The following is an 18286-nucleotide window of genomic DNA, read 5'->3' on the forward strand; positions in this document are numbered from 1 at the left end:
ATACGACGTATCGCTGTCAGGTTGCCAGTCAGGGACGCGCGGCACAAGAACCGATGCGCCCGACCAGGCGAATGACAGCAGGCGGATGATCGATATGAAAACGATGGCGTGGATGCGTGGGCTTGCGCTGGCGGTTTTTTGTGGTGCGGCCACGGTCGCCCCGGCGCAACAGGCAACACAGGCGTCAGCACCCGCCACCACAGAAGTGGGTCCCGTCACGAACCTGCCCCTGCCCCGCTACGTCAGCCTGAAAGCGTCAGAAGCAAACGTGCGCCGCGGCCCGTCACTGACGCACCGGATCGACTGGGTGTTCCAGCGGCGCGGCATGCCGTTGCAGGTTGTGGCGGAATACGGCCATTGGCGCCGGGTCATTGACCGCGACGGTCAGGGCGGATGGGTGCATTACACGATGCTGTCGGGCGTGCGGGCAGCGCTGGTCACCGAACCCGTGTTGACGCTGCACGCCAAACCCGAAGCACAATCATCCGAACGCGCCTATCTGGAACAGGGCGTCGTCGCCCGTCTGGGGGCCTGCCAGAACGGCTGGTGCGAATTGAATGCCGTCGGGCATAGTGGCTGGGCCCCACAAAGCGCTATATGGGGTGTCGACCCCGGCGAAACCAAAGAGTAGCGATCCATGAGCCGCAGCGACACACGATTGAACCTGTCCGCAGGGCTGATGTCGTCGGCTGTGGCCCTGACATTGGTCGTGGCCAAGCTGTGGGCACTGGGGGAAACCGGATCGCTGGCCGTCGCCGCGACGCTGGCGGATTCCGCGATGGACCTGATGATGTCGCTGGGCGCACTGGCAGCCATCGCCTATGCCGCGAAACCGGCGGACGACGATCACAACTTCGGCCACTCCTCGGCAGAGGATCTGGCCGCACTCGCGCAATCGCTGATCATCCTTGTGTCGGCGGCCGTGATCGCCACCGTGGCCGTTCTGCGCCTGATGCAGGGCGATGCGCAACTGCCCGAAAACGAAACCTCCGGCATGGCGATCATCGCGCTGTCGATCCTGCTGACGCTGGCGCTGGTGATCTGGCAACGCCGCGTGGCGGCCCAGACCGACAACGCCGTGGTCAAAGCTGATTCGCTGCATTATCTGGGCGACCTGATCCCCAATGTCGGCGCACTGGTCGCACTTTGGGCCTCATCCGCGCTGGGTCTGGCACAGGTGGACAGCGTGGTCGCACTGGGTGCGGCGCTGATCCTTGCAGTGGGTGCTGTGCGCATCGGGCGTGCCGCATGGGACGCGCTGATGGACCGTCAGGTCGATCCCGACATGATCGCGGGCATCGGCCGGATCGCTCAGGATTTTCCCGGCGTGCATGGGTTTCACGATCTCAAGACACGCCGCGCGGGCAGCCGCGTGTTCGTCAACCTGCATATCGAACTGGACGGCAACCAGACCCTGCATGACGCCCATGCCATCGGCGCGGCCCTGCGCCGCGCTATCTTGCAAGCCTATCCACGCTGCGACGTGCTGATCCACAAGGATCCGCTGGGGGTGCAACCGCACCCCGACGACCCACGGGCCTGACCGCCCCCAACAACAAAAGGACAACGCCAATGACGATGCCCCCCGAAACGTTCGAAGGTCGGCTGACCGCGCAACGCCAGATCCTTGCCCGGTTGATCCATGCCCATGGTGGCGGCGACCTGCGCGATTTTATGCGCGACAGATCAACGGTGCGCGTGCCCGAAGAAGACCCCGGCGCAGACGGCCCCGATTCCGCATTCGGTATAGAGGCCGCACTGGCGGAAGAAATGCGCCTGATCCTTGACGCAGTCGAACGACTGGACTGACGCTCAGGCCGCCAGCCCGCGCCCTTTCAACAGCGCCTCGACCCCCGGCATGCGGCCCCGGAACGCGGTATACAGCGCGTCGGGCGCGATCGATCCGCCCGACGACAGCACCGTCTGTTCCAGCTTGCGCGCTAGCTCCGGGTCAAACGGGTCGCCCGCTTCGACAAAGGCGTCAAAGGCATCGGCGTCCATGACTTCGGACCACATGTAGCTGTAGTAGCCGCTGGAATAGCCGTCACCGGAAAACACATGCGCGAAATGCGGCGTGGCGTGGCGCATCCCGATGGCGTGGGGCATGTCGATGCCTTCCAGAATTTCGGCTTGCGTCTGCATCGGATCGCGCGGCGCGTCCTCAGTCGCATGGAATTCCAGATCGACAAGGGCGCTTGCGATATATTCGACCGTCTGGAACCCCATGTCGAACGTCGATGCCGCCAGCAATCGATCCAGCATTTCAGCCGGCATCGCGTCACCCGTTTCGGTGTGTGTGGCGAATTTTGTCAGCACCTCGGGCACCTCCAGCCAATGTTCAAATAGCTGGCTGGGCAGTTCGACGAAATCCCGCGCGACCGACGTGCCGCTGACCGACGGATAGGTCACATTGGACAGCATCTGGTGCAGCGCGTGACCAAATTCGTGAAACAGCGTGCGCGCATCGTCATAGGACAGCAGCGCAGGCCTGTCCGCCGCCGGTTTGGCAAAGTTGCAGACGTTGACCACGATGGGACGGATGTCACCCGCCAGCCGCTGCTGGCTGCGCATCGCCATGCACCACGCCCCGGACCGCTTCGACGCGCGGGCGAAATAATCGCCCACGAACACGGCAATGTGCTGGCCGTCGCGTGTCACCTCCCACAACCGCACATCAGGGTGATAGGTCGGACCATCCAGCGGTGCAAAATCCAGCCCGAACAGCCGGTGCGCGCAGTCGAACGCCGCGTCGATCATCCGGTCCAGCTGAAAGAACGGCTTGATCTCTGCCTCGTTCAGGTCGTGTTCCGCCTGACGCCGCTTTTCCGCATAATACCGCCAATCCCACGGTTCCAGCGGGCCGGGCACACCGTCGGCATGCATCATCGCCTGAAGCTTTGTCTGGTCGGCTTCGGCACTGGCGCGGGCGGGTTCCCAGACCTGCATCAGCAGATCGCGCACCGCGTCGGGCGTCTTGGCCATTTCGGGTTCCAGCTTGAATTCGGCAAAGCTGTCGTAACCCAGCAGGTTCGCGCGTTCCGCGCGCAGCGCCAGCGTTTCAGCGGCAATATCGCGGTTATCGGTGTCACCGCCCGTCATGCCCCGTGCGGTCCATGCGGCATACGCGTTTTCGCGCAGCGCGCGATCGGGCGAAAACTGCAGGAACGGCACGATCAGCGACCGCGACAATGTCACCACCGGACCAGCGTGATCGCCCGCAGCACCTGCTGCACGGGCAGCCTCGGCGACGAAATCCGGCAGGTCCGCCACATCCGTCTCGGCCAGCGGCATGAACCAACTGCGTTCATCGGCCAGCAGGTTCTGGCTGAACTGTGTGCCCAGCACCGACAGCCGCGCAGTCACATCCCGCAACCTGTCGCTGGCGTATCCGTTCAGCTCCGCGCCCTGTCGGACAAAAGATTGGTGCGTCAATTTCAGCACCATCTGTTCTTCGTCGGTCAGGTCCAGCGCGTCGCGGTCCTGCCACAGCGTCTCGATCCGCGCGAACAGCGCCTTGTTGCTGCTGATTTCGGATGCAAACGCCGACAACATCGGGGCGAAATCGCGCTGCAATGCTTCGCGTGCCGGGGTGCTGTCAGCGCCCGCCACACCGTAAAAGGTGCCCAATATCCGGTCCAGATCGGACTCTGCCAACGCCATCGCCGCGATGGTATTGGTGAATGTGGGGGGCTCTGCGGCCGTGGCGATGGCGTCGATCACGGCGCGCGCATTAGTCAGCGCCTGGTCGACCGCCGGGCGGAAATCATCGTCTGAAATCGCATCGAACGGCGGCATGCCAAACGGGGTGTCCCAGTCGGACAATAACGGATTGGTCATCAAAATTCTCCTTTGCCAATAACCTAGTCATTGGATGGCACGGGTCACACCCCTGCATGCATCATCTTGCCTAAAATACTCAAACCGCCGCGTCAGCGGCGCAGTCCCCGTTCGAACCGGCGCAGCAGGATGGACAGCCCGATGGTCATCGTCAGATAGATCAGCGCCACCACGTTGTAGGTTTCGAAATACCTGAAATTGCCCGCCGCCGTGATCTTGCCCAGTTGTGTGACGTCCGCGACGCCGACCACTGATACCAGCGACGAATCCTTGACCATCGCCACGAAATCATTGCCCAGCGGCGGCAGGATGGTGCGCAACGCCTGCGGCCAGACGATATGCCGGAACCGCTGCCAGCCGGACAATCCCAACGCTTCCGCCGCTTCGATCTGGCCTTCGTCTACCGACTGCAACCCGGCGCGGAACACCTCTGCCAGAAACGACGCATAGGCCAGTGTCAGGGCGATGATCGCCCGCCACAGCAGGCTGAAATCGCGGGTCCGCGCCTCTGGCAAGCCCAGCGCGTTCCAGCCACTCACAAGGGCGGGCGCCAGCACAAAGGCCACGTAGAGCAACAGCACGATGATCGGGATGCCGCGCATGACCTCGACATAGAACCGCGCGATCTGGCGCAGCACCTTTGACCGCGACAGCGCCATGACCGCCAGCAGCAGCCCCAGCCCGCAGGCCATCACATAACTGACGACCGCCACGAAAACGGTGATCCGGATGCCCTTGGCCAGCGTGCCCAGCACCCCGTCATAGGCATCGTCTGTGGCGATCTGAAAGAACATCCAGACGCCCAGCCCGGCCACGGCCACCAACCACCACGGAAAATCGCGATCCCCGGACGGCGCAGGCGCCACGTCCGCCGCCCGACGTCGCTTATTCGCCCATCTTGAAATCAAGGAACCACTTTTTGTTCAGCGCAGCGATCGTGCCATCGGCGGCCATGTCCGCGATGGCGGCGTTGATCGGACCGACCAGCTCGGACCCCTTGGGAAAGATGAAACCGAAATCTTCGGTGCCCAGCTTTTCGCCGATGATCTTCAGCCCGCCGTCGCTGGCGTCGACATAACCCTGACCGGCGGTCCCGTCGGTCAGCACCAGATCGACATCGCCGGTACGCAGCGCCTGCACGGTTGCGCCGAATGTTTCCATCTTGACGATACGCGGTGTCGTCTCATCCCCGTCCAGCACGTCATAGACGCCGACATAGAACGGCGTCGTGCCCGGTTGTGCCGCCATCAGCATGTCGGGATCGGCCGCGAAACCTGCCGCATCGCTGAACCGGTCCTCGTCACCGCGCACCAGCATCACCATCTCAGAGGTCATGTAGCTGTCGGAAAAATCCACCACTTCGGCGCGGTCTTCGCGGATCGTGATCCCCGTCATGCCCAGATCGTATTGGCCTTCGGCCACGGCGGGGATCATCGCGTCCCAGCTGATCGTCTGATAATCGACCGTCAGGTTCAGACGGTCCGCGATTTCGGCCATGGCGTCGTATTCCCAGCCCATGGCCTGACCGTCCTGCATGAATTGCAGCGGCGGATAGGCGTTTTCGACGGCCACGGCGATTTGCTGACCAGCCAGATCGGGCAGGTCGGTCTGCGCGGTGACGGCGGTGGCAAACAATGCTGCGGCAACAGTTGTGATGGTCTTCATGGTATCCCCCAAGGATGTAATCGCGTTCGACATTGGCGCGGGCCTAAGGGGTGTGCAAGCCCCTGCCCTGACAGACAGCACAATCGGCGCGCGGCTTTGTCTTCATCAGGCGGGTTTCGGCATAAAGTGCGTCATAAATCAGCAATCGCCCCCGCAGCCCGGTGCCCGCGTCGGTCAAAAGCTTCACCGCTTCGACGGCCATCATCGATCCGACCACACCGGGCAGCGGGCCGATCACCCCAGCCTCTGCGCAGGTCGGGACAAGACCGGGCGCGGGCCGGTTGGGAAACACACAGGCAAGGCATGGCCCGCCGCGCGCCGGATCATACAGGCTGATCTGGCCTTCCCACTGTGTCAGCGCCCCCGCGATCAGCGGCACCCCCGCCGCGACACAGGTGCGGTTCACCAATTCGCGGGTGTCGAAATTATCGCAACCGTCCAGCACAAGGTCATAGTCTGCGATCAGCTCTGCCGCGATGTCAGCGGTCAGGCGCCGGTGATAGGGCCGCAAGGTGATATGCGGGTTCAGTTCCAGAACGGCCTGTTTCGCCGCCGCGACTTTTGGCATCCCGATCCACTGGTCGCGGTGTATGATCTGGCGTTGCAGGTTGCTGGCGTCCACGTCATCGTCATCGATCACGGCCAATGTGCCGATTCCGCTGGCCGCCAGATACAGCAGCGCGGGCGATCCAAGCCCCCCCGCCCCCACGACCAGTACCCGAGCGCCTTTCAGCGCGCTTTGGCCCGGCCCGCCGACTTCGCGCAACATGATATGGCGGGCATAGCGGTTCAGTTCGGCGTCCGAAAACCCCTTGCGCGGGGCGGGCTCCGGTGTCGGTGCGACGCGGCTTTTCAGCATCCGCAGCCCGCGACGATAGCCCCAGACAAGCACGCCGAAACCGATCAGCAGCAGCCACAGCCGCACATCGCCACCGGTTGCCAGCCGCAGCGCGTTGTCCGCAGGCAGGACAAGTTGCGCGATGATGACAGCGCCCAACAGCACAAAGGTCATCGCCCAGCGCGCGCGGCGCGGCGCCTTCATTGCGGCCCCGATCCCCCAGATTGCGGCGATCATCGCCAGCACCATGATCATGCGTCAGTTCCCGTCGATCCAAACCCGCCCGCGCCCCGTGCGGTCGTATCCAGCCCATCTAGGGCGAAATCCGCCCGCACCACGGGGACCGCGACAAGTTGCGCCACCCGCATCCCATGAAGCACCGTGAAATCCGCAGTGCCCAGATTGACCAGCAGCACGCCGACCTCTCCGCGATAATCGCTGTCGATGGTGCCGGGCGCATTCGCGACCGTCACGCCATGCTTGAACGCAAGCCCGGACCGGGGCCGCACCTGCACCTCGTACCCTTCCGGAATGGCCAGCCGCAGCCCCGTCGGCACAAGCACGCGCGCACCCGGCGCCAGCGTCAACACGCCGCGGTCCGGCAGATTGGCACAGACATCGGCCCCTGCAGCCCCGGCACTCGCATAGCGCGGCAAGGGCAAGCCTTCATCCGCCCCGTCCACAAAGGCTGCGGCGATCCTCATGTCTGTCCCATTCTTCTTGCCAAAAATATCCGCCCCGCCGGCGAGGCGTCCCGCAGCCTCATGCCAGCGCCCCGGCCAGTTTTTGTGCCAGACGGCGCGCGACCGCAGCCTTGTCCATGCGGGGCCACGCCTCTGTCCCGGTCTCGGTGATCAGCGTTACAGCGTTTTCGGTCCCGCCCATGATCCCGGTGCCGTCGGACACATCGTTGGCGACGATCCAGTCACAGCCCTTGCGCGCCCGTTTGGCAGTCGCATTGGCCAGCACATCCTGCGTTTCAGCAGCAAACCCGACCACAAGGCGCGGGCGCTGCGGCCCCTGAACGGACACGGCGGCCAGAATGTCGGGATTTTCTGCAAAGGCCAGCGTCGGCAGCCCGTCCTTGGTCTTCTTGATTTTCTGCGTGCCCGCATTGGCGACATGCCAGTCCGCGACGGCAGCCGCCATGACGCAGGCGTCGGCGGGCAGCGCCTGCATCACCGCATCATGCATCTGCCGCGCGGTCTGCACCCGCACCAGCGCCACGCTATCCGGCGGCGGCACATCGGCAGGACCGGTCACGAATGTCACCCGCGCGCCCAGCCCTACCAGCGCCCGCGCAATCGCCGTGCCCTGCGCGCCAGAGGACCGGTTTGCGATATAGCGGACCGGATCAATCGGTTCATGGGTCGGACCGGATGTCACGATTACATGGCGGCCACGCAGCGGACCATCCGCCAGCCGTGCGGTGATCGCGGCCAGGATATCTTCGGGTTCGGCCAGCCGTCCGGGGCCGAATTCACCGCAGGCCATGTCGCCGTCATCCGGGCCGACGAAATCCACCCCATCGGCGCGCAACGTCGCCAGATTGCGCTGTGTCGCGGGATGCTGCCACATCCGCACATTCATCGCGGGGGCCATCAGCACGGGCGTATCGGTCGCCAACAAAAGCGTCGTTGCCAGATCGCGCGCCTGTCCGGTTGCGGCCTGCGCCATCAAGTTCGCCGTCGCGGGGGCCACCACGATCAGGTCCGCCACCCGGGACAGTTGGATATGGCCCATCTCCGCCTCGTCCGTCAGGTCGAACAGCGCGTCATAGACCTTTTCCCCCGCCAGCGCGGCCACGCTTAGCGGGGTGACGAATTCCCCGGCCGCCCGGGTCATGACCGGTGTCACCGCAGCCCCCGCACCACGCAGCAGCCGGATCAGCAGCAGGGATTTATAGGCCGCGATACCGCCGCCGATGATCAACAGGATTCGTTTGCCGTGCAGCATGGGGTGCCTCGCAAGTGTCGGTCACAGGTGTAGGCAGGGCGCGCCTGCGATGCAACGCCGCCTAGCGCGCAAGCGTCAGGCAGGGATCGGGGCGGTCAAACGGATCGGTCACATTCACCGCGTCAAAAGGTGCGTCGCCGTCAGGTGCGGCTTCCAACTGGCCCAGCGACCAGACCGTCAGGTCAGGTGCCAACTGCGCCAGCAGCGCAGGCACGCCGGTATCGGTGCGCGCATGCCCGTTGCCGGTGATGACGACAACCGGACCGCCGGTGTCGTCGTTTGCATCACGCGCGGCCAGCGCCAGCGTGGCGTCGCGCAATCGCTGTGCTTCGACCATGCCGGGCAACATGTCATCGGGCAACATCCCGCAATGCGCATCGCGCTGGTCCGCGACCAGCCTGTCATAGACAGCGCCCGACCGGGGCCACAGGTTGAACCCCACCGTGCCAACACCCAGCACCGACGCCGCATCGCTGGCCATCGCCGCCATCAAGTCGTCACGGGCGACATCCGCCCCGACAATCGTCGCAGCGGGGGCCGCCAGAAAGATCGGGTGATACATCGTGAAATCCGGCCAGCCTTTTTCATCCCAACGCAGTGCGTCGGCCAGCGCATCGGCGTCTGTGATATCGACCACAGCCGCTGCATCCGCCGCCGTGATCATTTCGAACACCAGCGCCTTGGGTGCGATCCGGGCCACCAGCGCGGCCTGCATCGCGTGATGGGCGGGATTGTCGTGGACCTCTCCCAATACGTAAACGTCGGCCCGTGGCAGCGGGCCGACGTCGGCGGCCGCAGGCACGGCCGCACAGCACAACAGCGCGAGCAGGCGCATCATGCGAAAAAATTCATCACTTCCCGGCTTTGGGATTCAAGGTTCTTGCGCATCTTGCCGAATGCCGCGGCTTCCAGTTGGCGCACACGTTCCTTTGACAAACCCAGTTCTGTGCCCAGGCTTTCCAGCGTCCGGGGATCGTCGCGCATCTTGCGTTCGCGCACGATGAACCGTTCGCGGTCGTTCAGATCGGACAGCGCGGTCAGCAGCCAATTGCGCAGGCAGGCGTTGTCATGGGTCAATTCCACATGCTCGGCAGCCTGAGAGCTGTCGTCTTCCAGCGCGTCGATCCATTCCCGGCCCTCGTCCTCTGACGATTGCGTCGCGTTCAGCGAATAGTCGGAACCTGACAGACGGCCTTCCATCATTTCGACGTCATGCAGCGGCACGCCCACTTCGGTCGCGATCAGCTTGCGCATCACATGGCCTTCCAGCTTGCGGCCTTCGGCAGCGGCTTCGCGTTCCAACCGGGCCTGCACGCGGCGCATGTTGAAAAACAGCGACTTCTGACTGGACGTGGACCCGGTGCGCACCATCGACCAGTTCCGCATCACATAGTCCTGGATGCTCGCCTTGATCCACCACACGGCATAGGTCGAAAACCGCACACCGCGATCGGGGTCGAACTTTTCGGCGGCCTTCATCAGGCCAACGGATGCTTCTTGGATCAGATCGTTCATCGGGGCGCCGTAACGCTTGAACTTCGCGGCCATCGAAATCGCCAGTCGCATATATGCGGTGATCAGCCGATGCAGCGATTCCTCGCACCGTTCGTCGCGCCAGGCATAGGCCAGACGAAGTTCTGTTTCTGCGTCCAGCAATTCAGCCTTCATCGCTGTCCTGGACAATTTCTGATCCGAAAATCCGTCAAAGGCCATTGTTCTTCCCCCTGAAGCTTGCTGTTTGTCATCCGGTACGGATACAGCTTGAACCTGCACCAAGAACGCGAGTGGGGGAATTTTAGTTCCGTGAAAAAGTTGCAGCGCGTCACTTTCGTTCTAGGAGGTGCATCCTCTGGCAAGTCTGTCTGGGCCGAACAATGCGTGATCGGCACGAATTTGCCACGCATCTATCTGGCGACCGCGCAGGCCTTCGATGACGAAATGCGCGCAAAGGTCGCACAGCATCGCCACCAGCGTGGCCCCGATTGGACAACCGTCGAAGAACCGTTGGAAATCCCGCAGGTCCTGCGCGATCAATCCGCCGGTGCGATTGTGCTGCTGGATTGCGTGACCCTGTGGCTGTCCAACGTGCTGCTGGCCGGACGCGACACGGATGCCGCCTGCGCCGATCTGCTGGCAGCGGTCGCAACCGTTCCGGGTCCGCTGGTCATCATCTCGAACGAGGTCGGCATGGGCATCGTCCCGGACAACGCGCTATCGCGCAGGTTCCGCAGCGCCCAGGGTCGTCTGAACCGCGATCTGGCCGCCAGCGCCGATACCGTCGTCGCCGTCATGGCGGGCCTGCCACTGGCACTAAAGGGCGATCTGCCGTGACGTCGCTTTGGCTGGTCCGGCATGGGCCGACTCATCAAAAAACGATGACCGGCTGGCGTGACGTGCCTGCCGATCTGTCCGATACCGCCGCCCTATCACGGCTGAACGCGTTTCTGCCACAGGGCGTGGTGATATCTTCGGATCTGACGCGCGCCATCACGACCGCAGATGCGATCCAGGGCAGTCGCCACCGCTTGCCCCACCACCGCGCGTTGCGCGAAATGGATTTCGGCGCATGGGACGGCCTGCACCATACCGAAGTCACCGCGCGCGATCCGCAATTATCGCGCGACTTCTGGGAAACCCCCGGCGATCTGACCGCACCGGATGGCGAAAGCTGGAACGCCCTGACGTCCCGCGTCACCAAAGCGATCGATGCGATCATCGCGGACATGGCCCCGCCTCATCTGATTGTGGTGGCGCATATGGGTGTCATCATGTGCCAGTTCCCCCGTGCGGGCGGCACGCCTTATCAGGCCATGGGACACAGTCTCGACCCGCTGGGCGTCAGCCGCATGGATCTGGGGCCGGACGGCTGGACATTGGCGCAGGTCAATCATCGCCCGTGATGGGGCGCATCACGAAACGGCGTTGGCGTCCCCCATCGTCCGCTTGCTAGTTTCTGCCAGCACAGCAAGAGGCGACACATGACTTACGATCTGTTCATCGGGGACCGCACATTTTCCAGCTGGTCGCTGCGCGGCTGGCTGATGCTGGCCGCCTTCGATCTGCCGTTCCGCAGCCATACCGTGGGGCTGTACGACGGCACCATGGCCGCCGACCTCGCAGCGCTGATCCCAGCGCGCACGGTCCCGGTGATGCGCACCCCCGCCGGCGGCGTGCTGACGGACAGTCTGGCCATGGCCGAAACACTGGCGGAATCGCACCCGGACGCCAACCTTTACCCGGATGAGCCGCAGGCCCGTGCGCTGGCACGCTCGATGGTGGCCGAAATGCACAGCGGCTTTCACGCGCTGCGTGGCGACTGTCCGATGATGCTGGCGCACGGCTGGTCAGGGTTCGTCCCCAGTGCGGCGGTGCGCGCCGATCTCGACCGGATCGAAACGCTCTGGTCACTGGCCCGGTCACGTCACGGATCGAACGGGCCATGGCTTTTCGGCAGCTATACGCTGGCCGATGCCTTCTATGCCCCGGTGGCCTTGCGGATCGCCACCTATGACCTGCCGGTCAGCGCCAGCGCAAAGACGTATGTCGACGCCCATCTGACGCACCACCTGATCCGGCAGTGGCGCGCGACGGGGCTGACCCGCAGTTATAACCCGATGCCCTATGCGCTGGACCTGCCCAAAACGCCATGGCCCGGCCCCGTCCCTGTGCCTGCGCAGGCGGTTGACACCGGCACACCCGAAAACGACCGCTGCCCCTACTCGGGCGATCCGGTGACGCATCTGCTGACAATGCAGGACCGCATCTTCGGCTTTTGCAACGCTGTGTGCCGCGACAAGGCAGCGATCGATCCCGCCGCCTGGCCGCGCTTCATGGCGCTGGTCTGACCTTCTTCTTGCCGAAAATATCCCGGGGGGCCGCAGGCGGGGGCAGCGCCCCCTCTCCCTTGCAACCGGGACCGCGTTAACCATTTGCAAACCATGTGCGGGTCATCTGGGGCGGCAACCACCGGAACCGCATCAATGACCGCCCTTGCCTATACTGTCGCCTTCGATGGCATCGACGCGCGGCTGGTGCAGGTGCAATGCGCCGTCACCCCCGGTCTGCCCGCATTCACCATCGTGGGCCTGCCGGACAAGGCCGTGTCAGAAGCGCGCGAAAGGGTCCGCGCGGCGCTGTCAGCACTTGCCATCGCCCTGCCCAGCGCCCGGATAAGCATCAACCTGTCCCCCGCCAACATCCTGAAAGAAGGATCGCACTTCGACCTGCCCATCGCGCTGGCGGTGCTGGCCGCCATCGACATCCTGCCAAAGGACGACATTGCCGCCACTGTCGCCCTTGGCGAACTGTCGCTGGACGGCACGCTGGTCCCGGTGACCGGCGCGCTGCCTGCCGCCGTGGCCGCAGGCAGCGATGACCGCGCCCTGATGTGCCCCCGCGCCTGCGGCGCCGAAGCGGCCTGGGTCGATACGGTGCGGGTGCTCGCGCCCGGATCGCTGGCGCAAGCCATCGATCATTTCACCGGGCGCCGCGTGCTGGACCCAGCCACCGCTGGCGAAGTGCGCCACGACAGCGGCGCGCGCTGCCTGTCAGAGGTCAAGGGCCAGGAACGCGCGAAACGCGCGCTGGAAATCGCGGCCGCCGGTCGACACCACCTGATCATGGTCGGCAGTCCGGGGTCCGGCAAATCCATGCTGGCCGCACGCCTGCCGGGGCTGTTGCCCCCGCTGACCCCGGTGGAAGCGCTGGAAACCTCGATGATCCATTCGGTGGCGGGCTTGCTCAGCGACGGCGGCATCAACCGCGCCCGACCGTTTCGGGAACCGCACCACACCGCATCCACCCCCGCGATCGTCGGCGGCGGGCGCGGTGCCAAACCGGGTGAAATCAGCCTTGCCCACAACGGCGTGCTGTTCATGGACGAATTTCCCGAATTCCCCCGGCAGGTGCTGGAAACCCTGCGCCAGCCGATCGAAACGGGCGAGGTCGTGGTCGCCCGTGCCAACGCCCATGTCCGTTATCCCTGCCGGTTCATGCTGGTGGCGGCGGCGAACCCGTGCAAATGCGGTTACCTGTCCGAACAGGGCCGCGCCTGCGGGCGCGCACCGGGGTGCGGCGACGATTATCTGGGCCGTATCTCTGGCCCGCTGATGGACCGCTTCGATCTGCGGGTCGAGGTGCCGCCGGTGGCCTACAGCGATCTGGACCTGCCCGCACAGGGCGAAACCACCGCCGTGGTTGCCGCCCGCATCGCGAATGCGCGGGCGATGCAGACCGCACGCTACCGCGCCGCCAGCGATATGTGGTCCAACGCCGATGCGCAGGGCGATGTGCTGGATGCGGTGGCCACCCCCGACGACGCGGGCCGCATCCTGTTGCGCGACGTGGCGGAACGGTTCGGCCTGTCGGCGCGGGGGTATCACCGGGTTCTGCGGGTCGCACGCACCATCGCGGATCTGGACGGCTGCGACACCGTCGGGCGGGCGCATGTGGCCGAAGCCGTCAGCTTTCGCCTGACGCTATCCAAGCAGGTCTAACCGGGCACCTTTTTCACGAACTGCGATTTCAGACCCATCTGGCCGAAACCCGGCACCTTGCAGTCGATATCGTGGTCGCCGCCCACAATCCGGATATTGGCGACCTTGGTGCCGACCTTGACCACGCCGGACCCGCCCTTCAGCCGCAGGTCCTTGATCACGGTCACGGTGTCACCATCGGCCAGCACGGTGCCATGGGCGTCGCGGACAGCGTCGGTCTCATCGTCACCCGGTGTCCACGCATGACCGCACAGCGGGCACATCAGCAGCGCGTCCATCGCATATGTCATGTCGGCGGCGCAGTCGGGGCACGGTTGCAACGTATCATTCATGCCACCGCTTTAGGGACGCCCCCGCGATCTGACCAGCAATTTCGTGATGATCCGGTCAGGAACACCCGTGCCCGCCTCGGGTTGGACCGTCCAACCAAGACGGGAAACCTGCACCAGTCTTGTTGTCGGGTCACAGGATCGTCGGCGCAGCCGAAGGCTGCAGCGTCGTGCAGGTGTTCATCCCGCGCCTGACTGATTTGTGGCAGCAAGGCAGGTTCCGATTTCCATGCCATCGGGATCGATGTCATCGCCGTATCCGCTGACCCACAGGACAAGGCGCAGGATTTCATCGACGCTATCGGATACACGGGCACTGTCGGATACGACCTGCGCATCGCCCAAATGCAGACGCTGGGGCTGTATGTGTCCGATCCGCGCAGTGCACAGGAGACTGACCGGCCCTTTGGCGAACCCGCCGTGTTCGTCATGCGCGATGACGGGACGCTGCATATCGTCGATATTTCAAATGCGCCGTTCGCGCGCCCTGCCCTTGCCAGCCTGCGCGACGGCCTGTCGTTCATCCGCAGAAACGACGACCCGATCCGCGGCACCCACGTCCAAGCCGCCTGATACGCAAAAGGCCCGCCCGGTTGCACACCGGGCGGGCCTTCTTTCAGTCGCTCATGATGGGGTGATTACCCCTTGGCTTCCAGTGCCGCGATACGGGCCGCAAGGGCTGCGTTTTCTTCGCGCGCTTTCTGCGCCATCGTGCGGACGGCGTCGAATTCTTCGCGCGTCACGAAATCACGGTCGGCCAGCCAACGGTCCATCATGCCGGAAATGGCGTTATTCGCTTCATCTTTTGCACCTTGGGCGACACCCATGGCGTTGGTCATCAATTGGCTGATGTCGTCAAAAATCTTACCACGTTGCTGCATGTCGTCCACTCCGGTTTGCTGCGCTTGTCCATCATATGGGACCGGATTGACCCCTTCGCAAGCGGTTGACTTCATCCCACGCGCGCACGACAGATAGCCCATGCTGGCTGCCATTCCCTTTCCCGACATCTCGCCCGAGGTTTTTTCGCTGGACCTGTTCGGCTTTACCATCGCGCTGCGCTGGTATGCGCTGGGTTATATCGTGGGTATCGCCATCGGGTATCAGTTGATCAAACATGCCCTGAACCGGCCCGCGTTGTGGCGGGGTGAACCGCCCATCGCCCCCGCACGGCTCGAAGATTACCTGACATATATCGTGATCGGCGTCATCGCGGGCGGGCGTCTGGGTTACTGCCTGTTCTATCAGCCGGCCTATTATCTGGCGAACCCGCTGGAAATTCCGGCGATCTGGACCGGCGGCATGTCGTTTCACGGTGGATTTCTGGGCGTCGTGCTGGCCGTCTATATCTTTAGCCGCCGCAATGGCGTGTCGTTCGGATCGATGGCCGACGTCACCTGCCTTGCCGCGACGCCCGCGATCCTGTTGGTGCGGATCGCCAATTTCGTGAACGGCGAACTGTGGGGCCGCCCGACCGATCTGCCGTGGGGCGTCGTGTTTCCAGGTGCGGCGGCGCAGGATTGCGGCGATCTGGCAGGGCTGTGCGCCCGCCACCCCAGCCAGCTATACGAATCCGCGCTAGAGGGTTTGCTGCTGGGTGCCGTGCTGCTGTATCTGGTTTACCGGCGCGGCGGATTGCGGACGCCGTGGTTCATCACAGGCGTCTTCTGCGCGGGCTACGCACTGGCGCGGTTCACAATCGAATTCGTCCGCCAGCCCGATGCGCAGTTCCAGTCCCCCGGCAACCCGCTGGGCTGGGCGCTGGATTTCGGCACATGGGGCCTGACGATGGGCCAGTTGCTAAGCCTGCCGATGATCGCGTTCGGCCTGACCCTGATTGTTCTGTCACGGCGATGACGCTTGCGGATCGCCTGCGCACGCGGATTGCGATGGACGGTCCGATGACACTGGCCGACTACATGACGGCCTGCCTGCTGGACCCTGCCGACGGCTACTATGCCACCCGCGACCCGCTGGGCGCTGCGGGCGATTTCATCACCGCACCGGAAATCAGCCAGATGTTCGGGGAACTGCTGGGGCTGGCGCTGGCGCAGGCATGGCTGGATCAGGGATCGCCCGCGCCATTCACACTTGCCGAACCGGGACCGGGGCGCGGCACGCTGATGGCAGACATCCTGCGCGCCACGGCCCGCGTGCCGGGATTTCACGCCGCGGCACAGGTCCACCTGATCGAGGCATCGCCGACGCTGCGCGCGGTGCAGGCGCAGGCGGTGCCGGGTGCGGTCTGGCACGACACGCTCGCCACGCTTCCTGACCAGCCGCTGTTTCTGGTCGCGAACGAATTTTTCGATGCACTGCCGATCCGCCAGTTCCAGCGCGATGGCGACGGCTGGCGCGAACGCGTTGTCGGCCTGTCGGGTGACGCGCTGGCGCTGGGCCTGACCGATCCTGCGCCGTTGACGCGGCTGGCGCACCGGCTGGACGATACCCGCGACGGCGATATCGTCGAACTGTCCAGCGCCGCCACCGATGCAGTGGCCATCATCGGCGCACGGATCGCGGCACATGGCGGGGCGGCGATCATCGTGGATTATGGCGACTGGACCAGCCTTGGCGATACGTTTCAGGCAGTGCAGGCGCACCAGCCCGTCGATCCCTTTGCCACGCCGGGGCAGGCGGATTTGACCGCGCACGTCGATTTTGCCGCGCTGGCCCACGCCGCTGCCCCGGCGCGGCACAGCCGTCTGACACCGCAGGGCGTGTTTCTGGAACGGCTAGGGATTGCCCAAAGGGCGCAAGCGCTTGCCGCCGGAATGGACGATGCGGCGCGCGCGCGGCACATTTCCGCCCATCGCAGGTTGACCCACCCCGACGAAATGGGCGACCTATTCAAGGTATTGGGGCTGTTCGCAGATGGCGCCGCCCCACCGCCGGGACTGATGACATGACGCTGAAACCAATCACCGACGATTCCCTGTCCCCGTTGCGGCACGGTTTTTTCACGCGAAACGGCGGTGCGTCCTCTGGCATCTATGCCGCGCTGAATTGCGGTCTGGGCAGCGCCGACCAGTCGGAAATCGTGGACATCAATCGCGGGCGGGTGGCGGATCACATGGGGGTCGACCCCGACTGGCTGGTCGGCGTCTATCAGGTGCATTCGCCCGACGTGATCGCGGTGACCGGCCCCCTGCCCCACAGCCCAAAGGCCGACGCCATCGTCACAGCCACCCCCGGCGTCGCGCTGTTCACGCTGACCGCCGACTGCCAACCGGTGCTGTTCGCCGACCACACCGCACGCGTGATCGGTGCCGCGCACGCCGGATGGAAAGGCGCGCTGACAGGGGTGCTGGAAAATACCCTGACCGCCATGGAAACGCTTGGCGCGCAGCGTGGCAACATCACGGCTGTTATCGGTCCGTCGATCAGTCAGGCCGCATACGAGGTCGGACCCGATTTCATGGACAGATTTCTGGCCGAAGACGATGTCAGCGCCCGGTTTTTCGCCCAAGGCAAAGGCGACCGCCTGCAATTCGATCTGCCGGGGTACGGTTTGCACCGTTTGCGCGCCGCTGGCATCGGTCAGGCGTCATGGACCGGGCATTGCACCTATGGCGACCCGGATCGATTCTTCAGTTATCGCCGGTCTGTCCATGCGAATGACGCCGACTATGGCAGGCTGATCGCGTCGATCCGACTGGATTAAGGCGGCTTGGCGGCAACGGCGCGCCACGGTTTTGCCCCAGATGGCGAAACAATCCACAGCACTCAGGCATGATTGACGACGCAAACCGGCTAAATCAACTGAAAACACAGTGTTTCTTCAATCGCGACAACCGCGCCAAATTTGACCCGGCTGGCGCGCGAAAAAAATCGTCCAATCCGCAAAACTGTCCAATTCCTGCCCCGTCCAAAGGTGAAACTGCTTTCAGTCGCAGCGAAATCAGCGACACGCATTTGAAACAGAGGACCGGAAAAATGAGCAAAGCACGTTGGATGAAGAACACCGTTGAAGAGGCCGCAACCTGCACGACGAAAATGCCCTGGGAACGCGGATTGCGTCGTCAGGCCATGATCACGCGTCGGCTGGAAACCGAAACCCGCAGTGTGAAAATCTCTCTGGCGCCCCTGCCCGAAGGTCTGTGCCTCGCAGGCTAGACTGCCCCCGCTTTCCCGATGACCGCGCTGCGTTCCCCGGCCGGTCTACC

22 protein-coding genes are annotated in these 18286 nt (G+C 64.2%); 12 read left to right on the forward strand and 10 right to left on the reverse strand.

Features of this window, described 5'->3' with window-relative positions:
• Positions 1-94 precede the first annotated feature (94 nt).
• The 3 genes from GZH79_RS02645 to GZH79_RS02655 are packed head-to-tail and all read left to right on the forward strand — an operon-like array spanning position 95 to position 1809.
• A complete protein-coding gene (locus GZH79_RS02645; RefSeq protein WP_211641756.1) occupies positions 95-631 on the forward strand; it encodes an SH3 domain-containing protein in 537 nt (178 codons plus the stop codon).
• 6 nt (positions 632-637) lie between these two features.
• A complete protein-coding gene (locus GZH79_RS02650; protein ID WP_211641620.1) occupies positions 638-1543 on the forward strand; it encodes a cation diffusion facilitator family transporter in 906 nt (301 codons plus the stop codon).
• A 29-nt stretch (positions 1544-1572) separates the two neighbouring features.
• Positions 1573-1809: a hypothetical protein gene (locus tag GZH79_RS02655; protein WP_211641621.1), complete on the forward strand. Its 237-nt coding sequence runs from the start codon at positions 1573-1575 to the stop codon at positions 1807-1809.
• Between the two features lie 3 nt (positions 1810-1812).
• Here the strand turns inward: GZH79_RS02655 and GZH79_RS02660 are convergent, their stop codons facing one another.
• The 8 genes from GZH79_RS02660 to GZH79_RS02695 all read right to left on the reverse strand — a co-directional run bounded on the left by GZH79_RS02660 (position 1813) and on the right by GZH79_RS02695 (position 10009).
• The gene (locus GZH79_RS02660) at positions 1813-3837 is read right to left on the reverse strand and encodes a M3 family metallopeptidase (RefSeq protein ID WP_211641622.1); all 2025 of its coding nucleotides are present in this window, start codon (positions 3835-3837) and stop codon (positions 1813-1815) included.
• Between the two features lie 92 nt (positions 3838-3929).
• Positions 3930-4703 carry an amino acid ABC transporter permease gene (locus tag GZH79_RS02665; RefSeq protein WP_349291151.1) on the reverse strand — a complete coding sequence of 258 codons (774 nt, stop codon included), beginning with the start codon at positions 4701-4703 and terminating at the stop codon, positions 3930-3932.
• A gap of 19 nt (positions 4704-4722) precedes the next feature.
• Positions 4723-5502, reverse strand: coding sequence for a transporter substrate-binding domain-containing protein (locus GZH79_RS02670; RefSeq protein WP_211641623.1), 780 nt, complete (start codon positions 5500-5502; stop codon positions 4723-4725).
• Positions 5503-5545: 43 nt separating this feature from the next.
• Positions 5546-6595, reverse strand: a complete 1050-nt coding sequence (gene moeB, locus GZH79_RS02675) for a molybdopterin-synthase adenylyltransferase MoeB (protein ID WP_211641624.1) — start codon at positions 6593-6595, stop codon at positions 5546-5548.
• Positions 6592-7044, reverse strand: a complete 453-nt coding sequence (dut, locus tag GZH79_RS02680) for a dUTP diphosphatase (protein ID WP_211641625.1) — start codon at positions 7042-7044, stop codon at positions 6592-6594. The genes moeB and dut overlap by 4 nt, the downstream gene beginning before the upstream one ends.
• Before the next feature lie 58 nt (positions 7045-7102).
• Positions 7103-8296, reverse strand: coding sequence for a bifunctional phosphopantothenoylcysteine decarboxylase/phosphopantothenate--cysteine ligase CoaBC (coaBC, locus tag GZH79_RS02685; RefSeq protein ID WP_211641626.1), 1194 nt, complete (start codon positions 8294-8296; stop codon positions 7103-7105).
• A 61-nt stretch (positions 8297-8357) separates the two neighbouring features.
• Entirely contained in the window at positions 8358-9134 is a 777-nt protein-coding gene (locus GZH79_RS02690; protein ID WP_211641627.1) for a ChaN family lipoprotein, read from the reverse strand.
• On the reverse strand, positions 9131-10009 hold the full coding sequence (locus GZH79_RS02695; RefSeq protein ID WP_211641628.1) for an RNA polymerase factor sigma-32: 879 nt from the start codon (positions 10007-10009) through the stop codon (positions 9131-9133). Before GZH79_RS02695 ends, GZH79_RS02690 begins: the two co-directional genes overlap by 4 nt.
• A 90-nt stretch (positions 10010-10099) precedes the next feature.
• Here GZH79_RS02695 and cobU point away from each other — a divergent pair, with 90 nt between their 5' ends.
• From cobU to GZH79_RS02715, 4 genes are all read left to right on the forward strand, one after another.
• Positions 10100-10627, forward strand: a complete 528-nt coding sequence (gene cobU, locus GZH79_RS02700) for a bifunctional adenosylcobinamide kinase/adenosylcobinamide-phosphate guanylyltransferase (RefSeq protein WP_211641629.1) — start codon at positions 10100-10102, stop codon at positions 10625-10627.
• Complete coding sequence (locus tag GZH79_RS02705) at positions 10624-11196, forward strand: histidine phosphatase family protein (RefSeq protein WP_211641630.1); 573 nt, start codon at positions 10624-10626, stop codon at positions 11194-11196. Before cobU ends, GZH79_RS02705 begins: the two co-directional genes overlap by 4 nt.
• Positions 11197-11274: 78 nt before the next feature.
• Entirely contained in the window at positions 11275-12141 is an 867-nt protein-coding gene (locus GZH79_RS02710) for a glutathione S-transferase (protein WP_211641631.1), read from the forward strand.
• A gap of 135 nt (positions 12142-12276) precedes the next feature.
• Positions 12277-13791: a YifB family Mg chelatase-like AAA ATPase gene (locus GZH79_RS02715; protein ID WP_211641632.1), complete on the forward strand. Its 1515-nt coding sequence runs from the start codon at positions 12277-12279 to the stop codon at positions 13789-13791.
• Here the strand turns inward: GZH79_RS02715 and GZH79_RS02720 are convergent.
• Positions 13788-14123, reverse strand: coding sequence for a zinc ribbon domain-containing protein YjdM (locus GZH79_RS02720; protein WP_211641633.1), 336 nt, complete (start codon positions 14121-14123; stop codon positions 13788-13790). The two genes, GZH79_RS02715 and GZH79_RS02720, sit on opposite strands and share 4 nt — an antisense overlap.
• Positions 14124-14369: 246 nt before the next feature.
• On the opposite strand from GZH79_RS02720, the gene GZH79_RS02725 reads away from it, so the two are divergent.
• Entirely contained in the window at positions 14370-14693 is a 324-nt protein-coding gene (locus GZH79_RS02725) for a hypothetical protein (RefSeq protein ID WP_349291152.1), read from the forward strand.
• Between the two features lie 65 nt (positions 14694-14758).
• Here GZH79_RS02725 and GZH79_RS02730 read toward each other — a convergent pair whose 3' ends face one another.
• Entirely contained in the window at positions 14759-15001 is a 243-nt protein-coding gene (locus tag GZH79_RS02730) for an accessory factor UbiK family protein (protein WP_211641634.1), read from the reverse strand.
• 100 nt (positions 15002-15101) lie between these two features.
• On the opposite strand from GZH79_RS02730, the gene lgt reads away from it, so the two are divergent.
• The 4 genes from lgt to GZH79_RS02750 all read left to right on the forward strand — a co-directional run bounded on the left by lgt (position 15102) and on the right by GZH79_RS02750 (position 18236).
• Positions 15102-15977: a prolipoprotein diacylglyceryl transferase gene (lgt, locus tag GZH79_RS02735; RefSeq protein WP_211641635.1), complete on the forward strand. Its 876-nt coding sequence runs from the start codon at positions 15102-15104 to the stop codon at positions 15975-15977.
• Positions 15974-17029 (forward strand): SAM-dependent methyltransferase, encoded by a 1056-nt coding sequence (locus GZH79_RS02740; protein WP_211641636.1) that lies wholly within the window; start codon positions 15974-15976, stop codon positions 17027-17029. The genes lgt and GZH79_RS02740 overlap by 4 nt, the downstream gene beginning before the upstream one ends.
• On the forward strand, positions 17026-17784 hold the full coding sequence (pgeF, locus tag GZH79_RS02745; protein ID WP_211641637.1) for a peptidoglycan editing factor PgeF: 759 nt from the start codon (positions 17026-17028) through the stop codon (positions 17782-17784). Before GZH79_RS02740 ends, pgeF begins: the two co-directional genes overlap by 4 nt.
• Before the next feature lie 68 nt (positions 17785-17852).
• Positions 17853-18236: a hypothetical protein gene (locus GZH79_RS02750; RefSeq protein WP_211641638.1), complete on the forward strand. Its 384-nt coding sequence runs from the start codon at positions 17853-17855 to the stop codon at positions 18234-18236.
• Positions 18237-18286 lie beyond the last annotated feature (50 nt).

It is taken from the genome of Loktanella sp. SALINAS62 (assembly GCF_018263905.1).
Lineage (GTDB): Bacteria > Pseudomonadota > Alphaproteobacteria > Rhodobacterales > Rhodobacteraceae > Loktanella.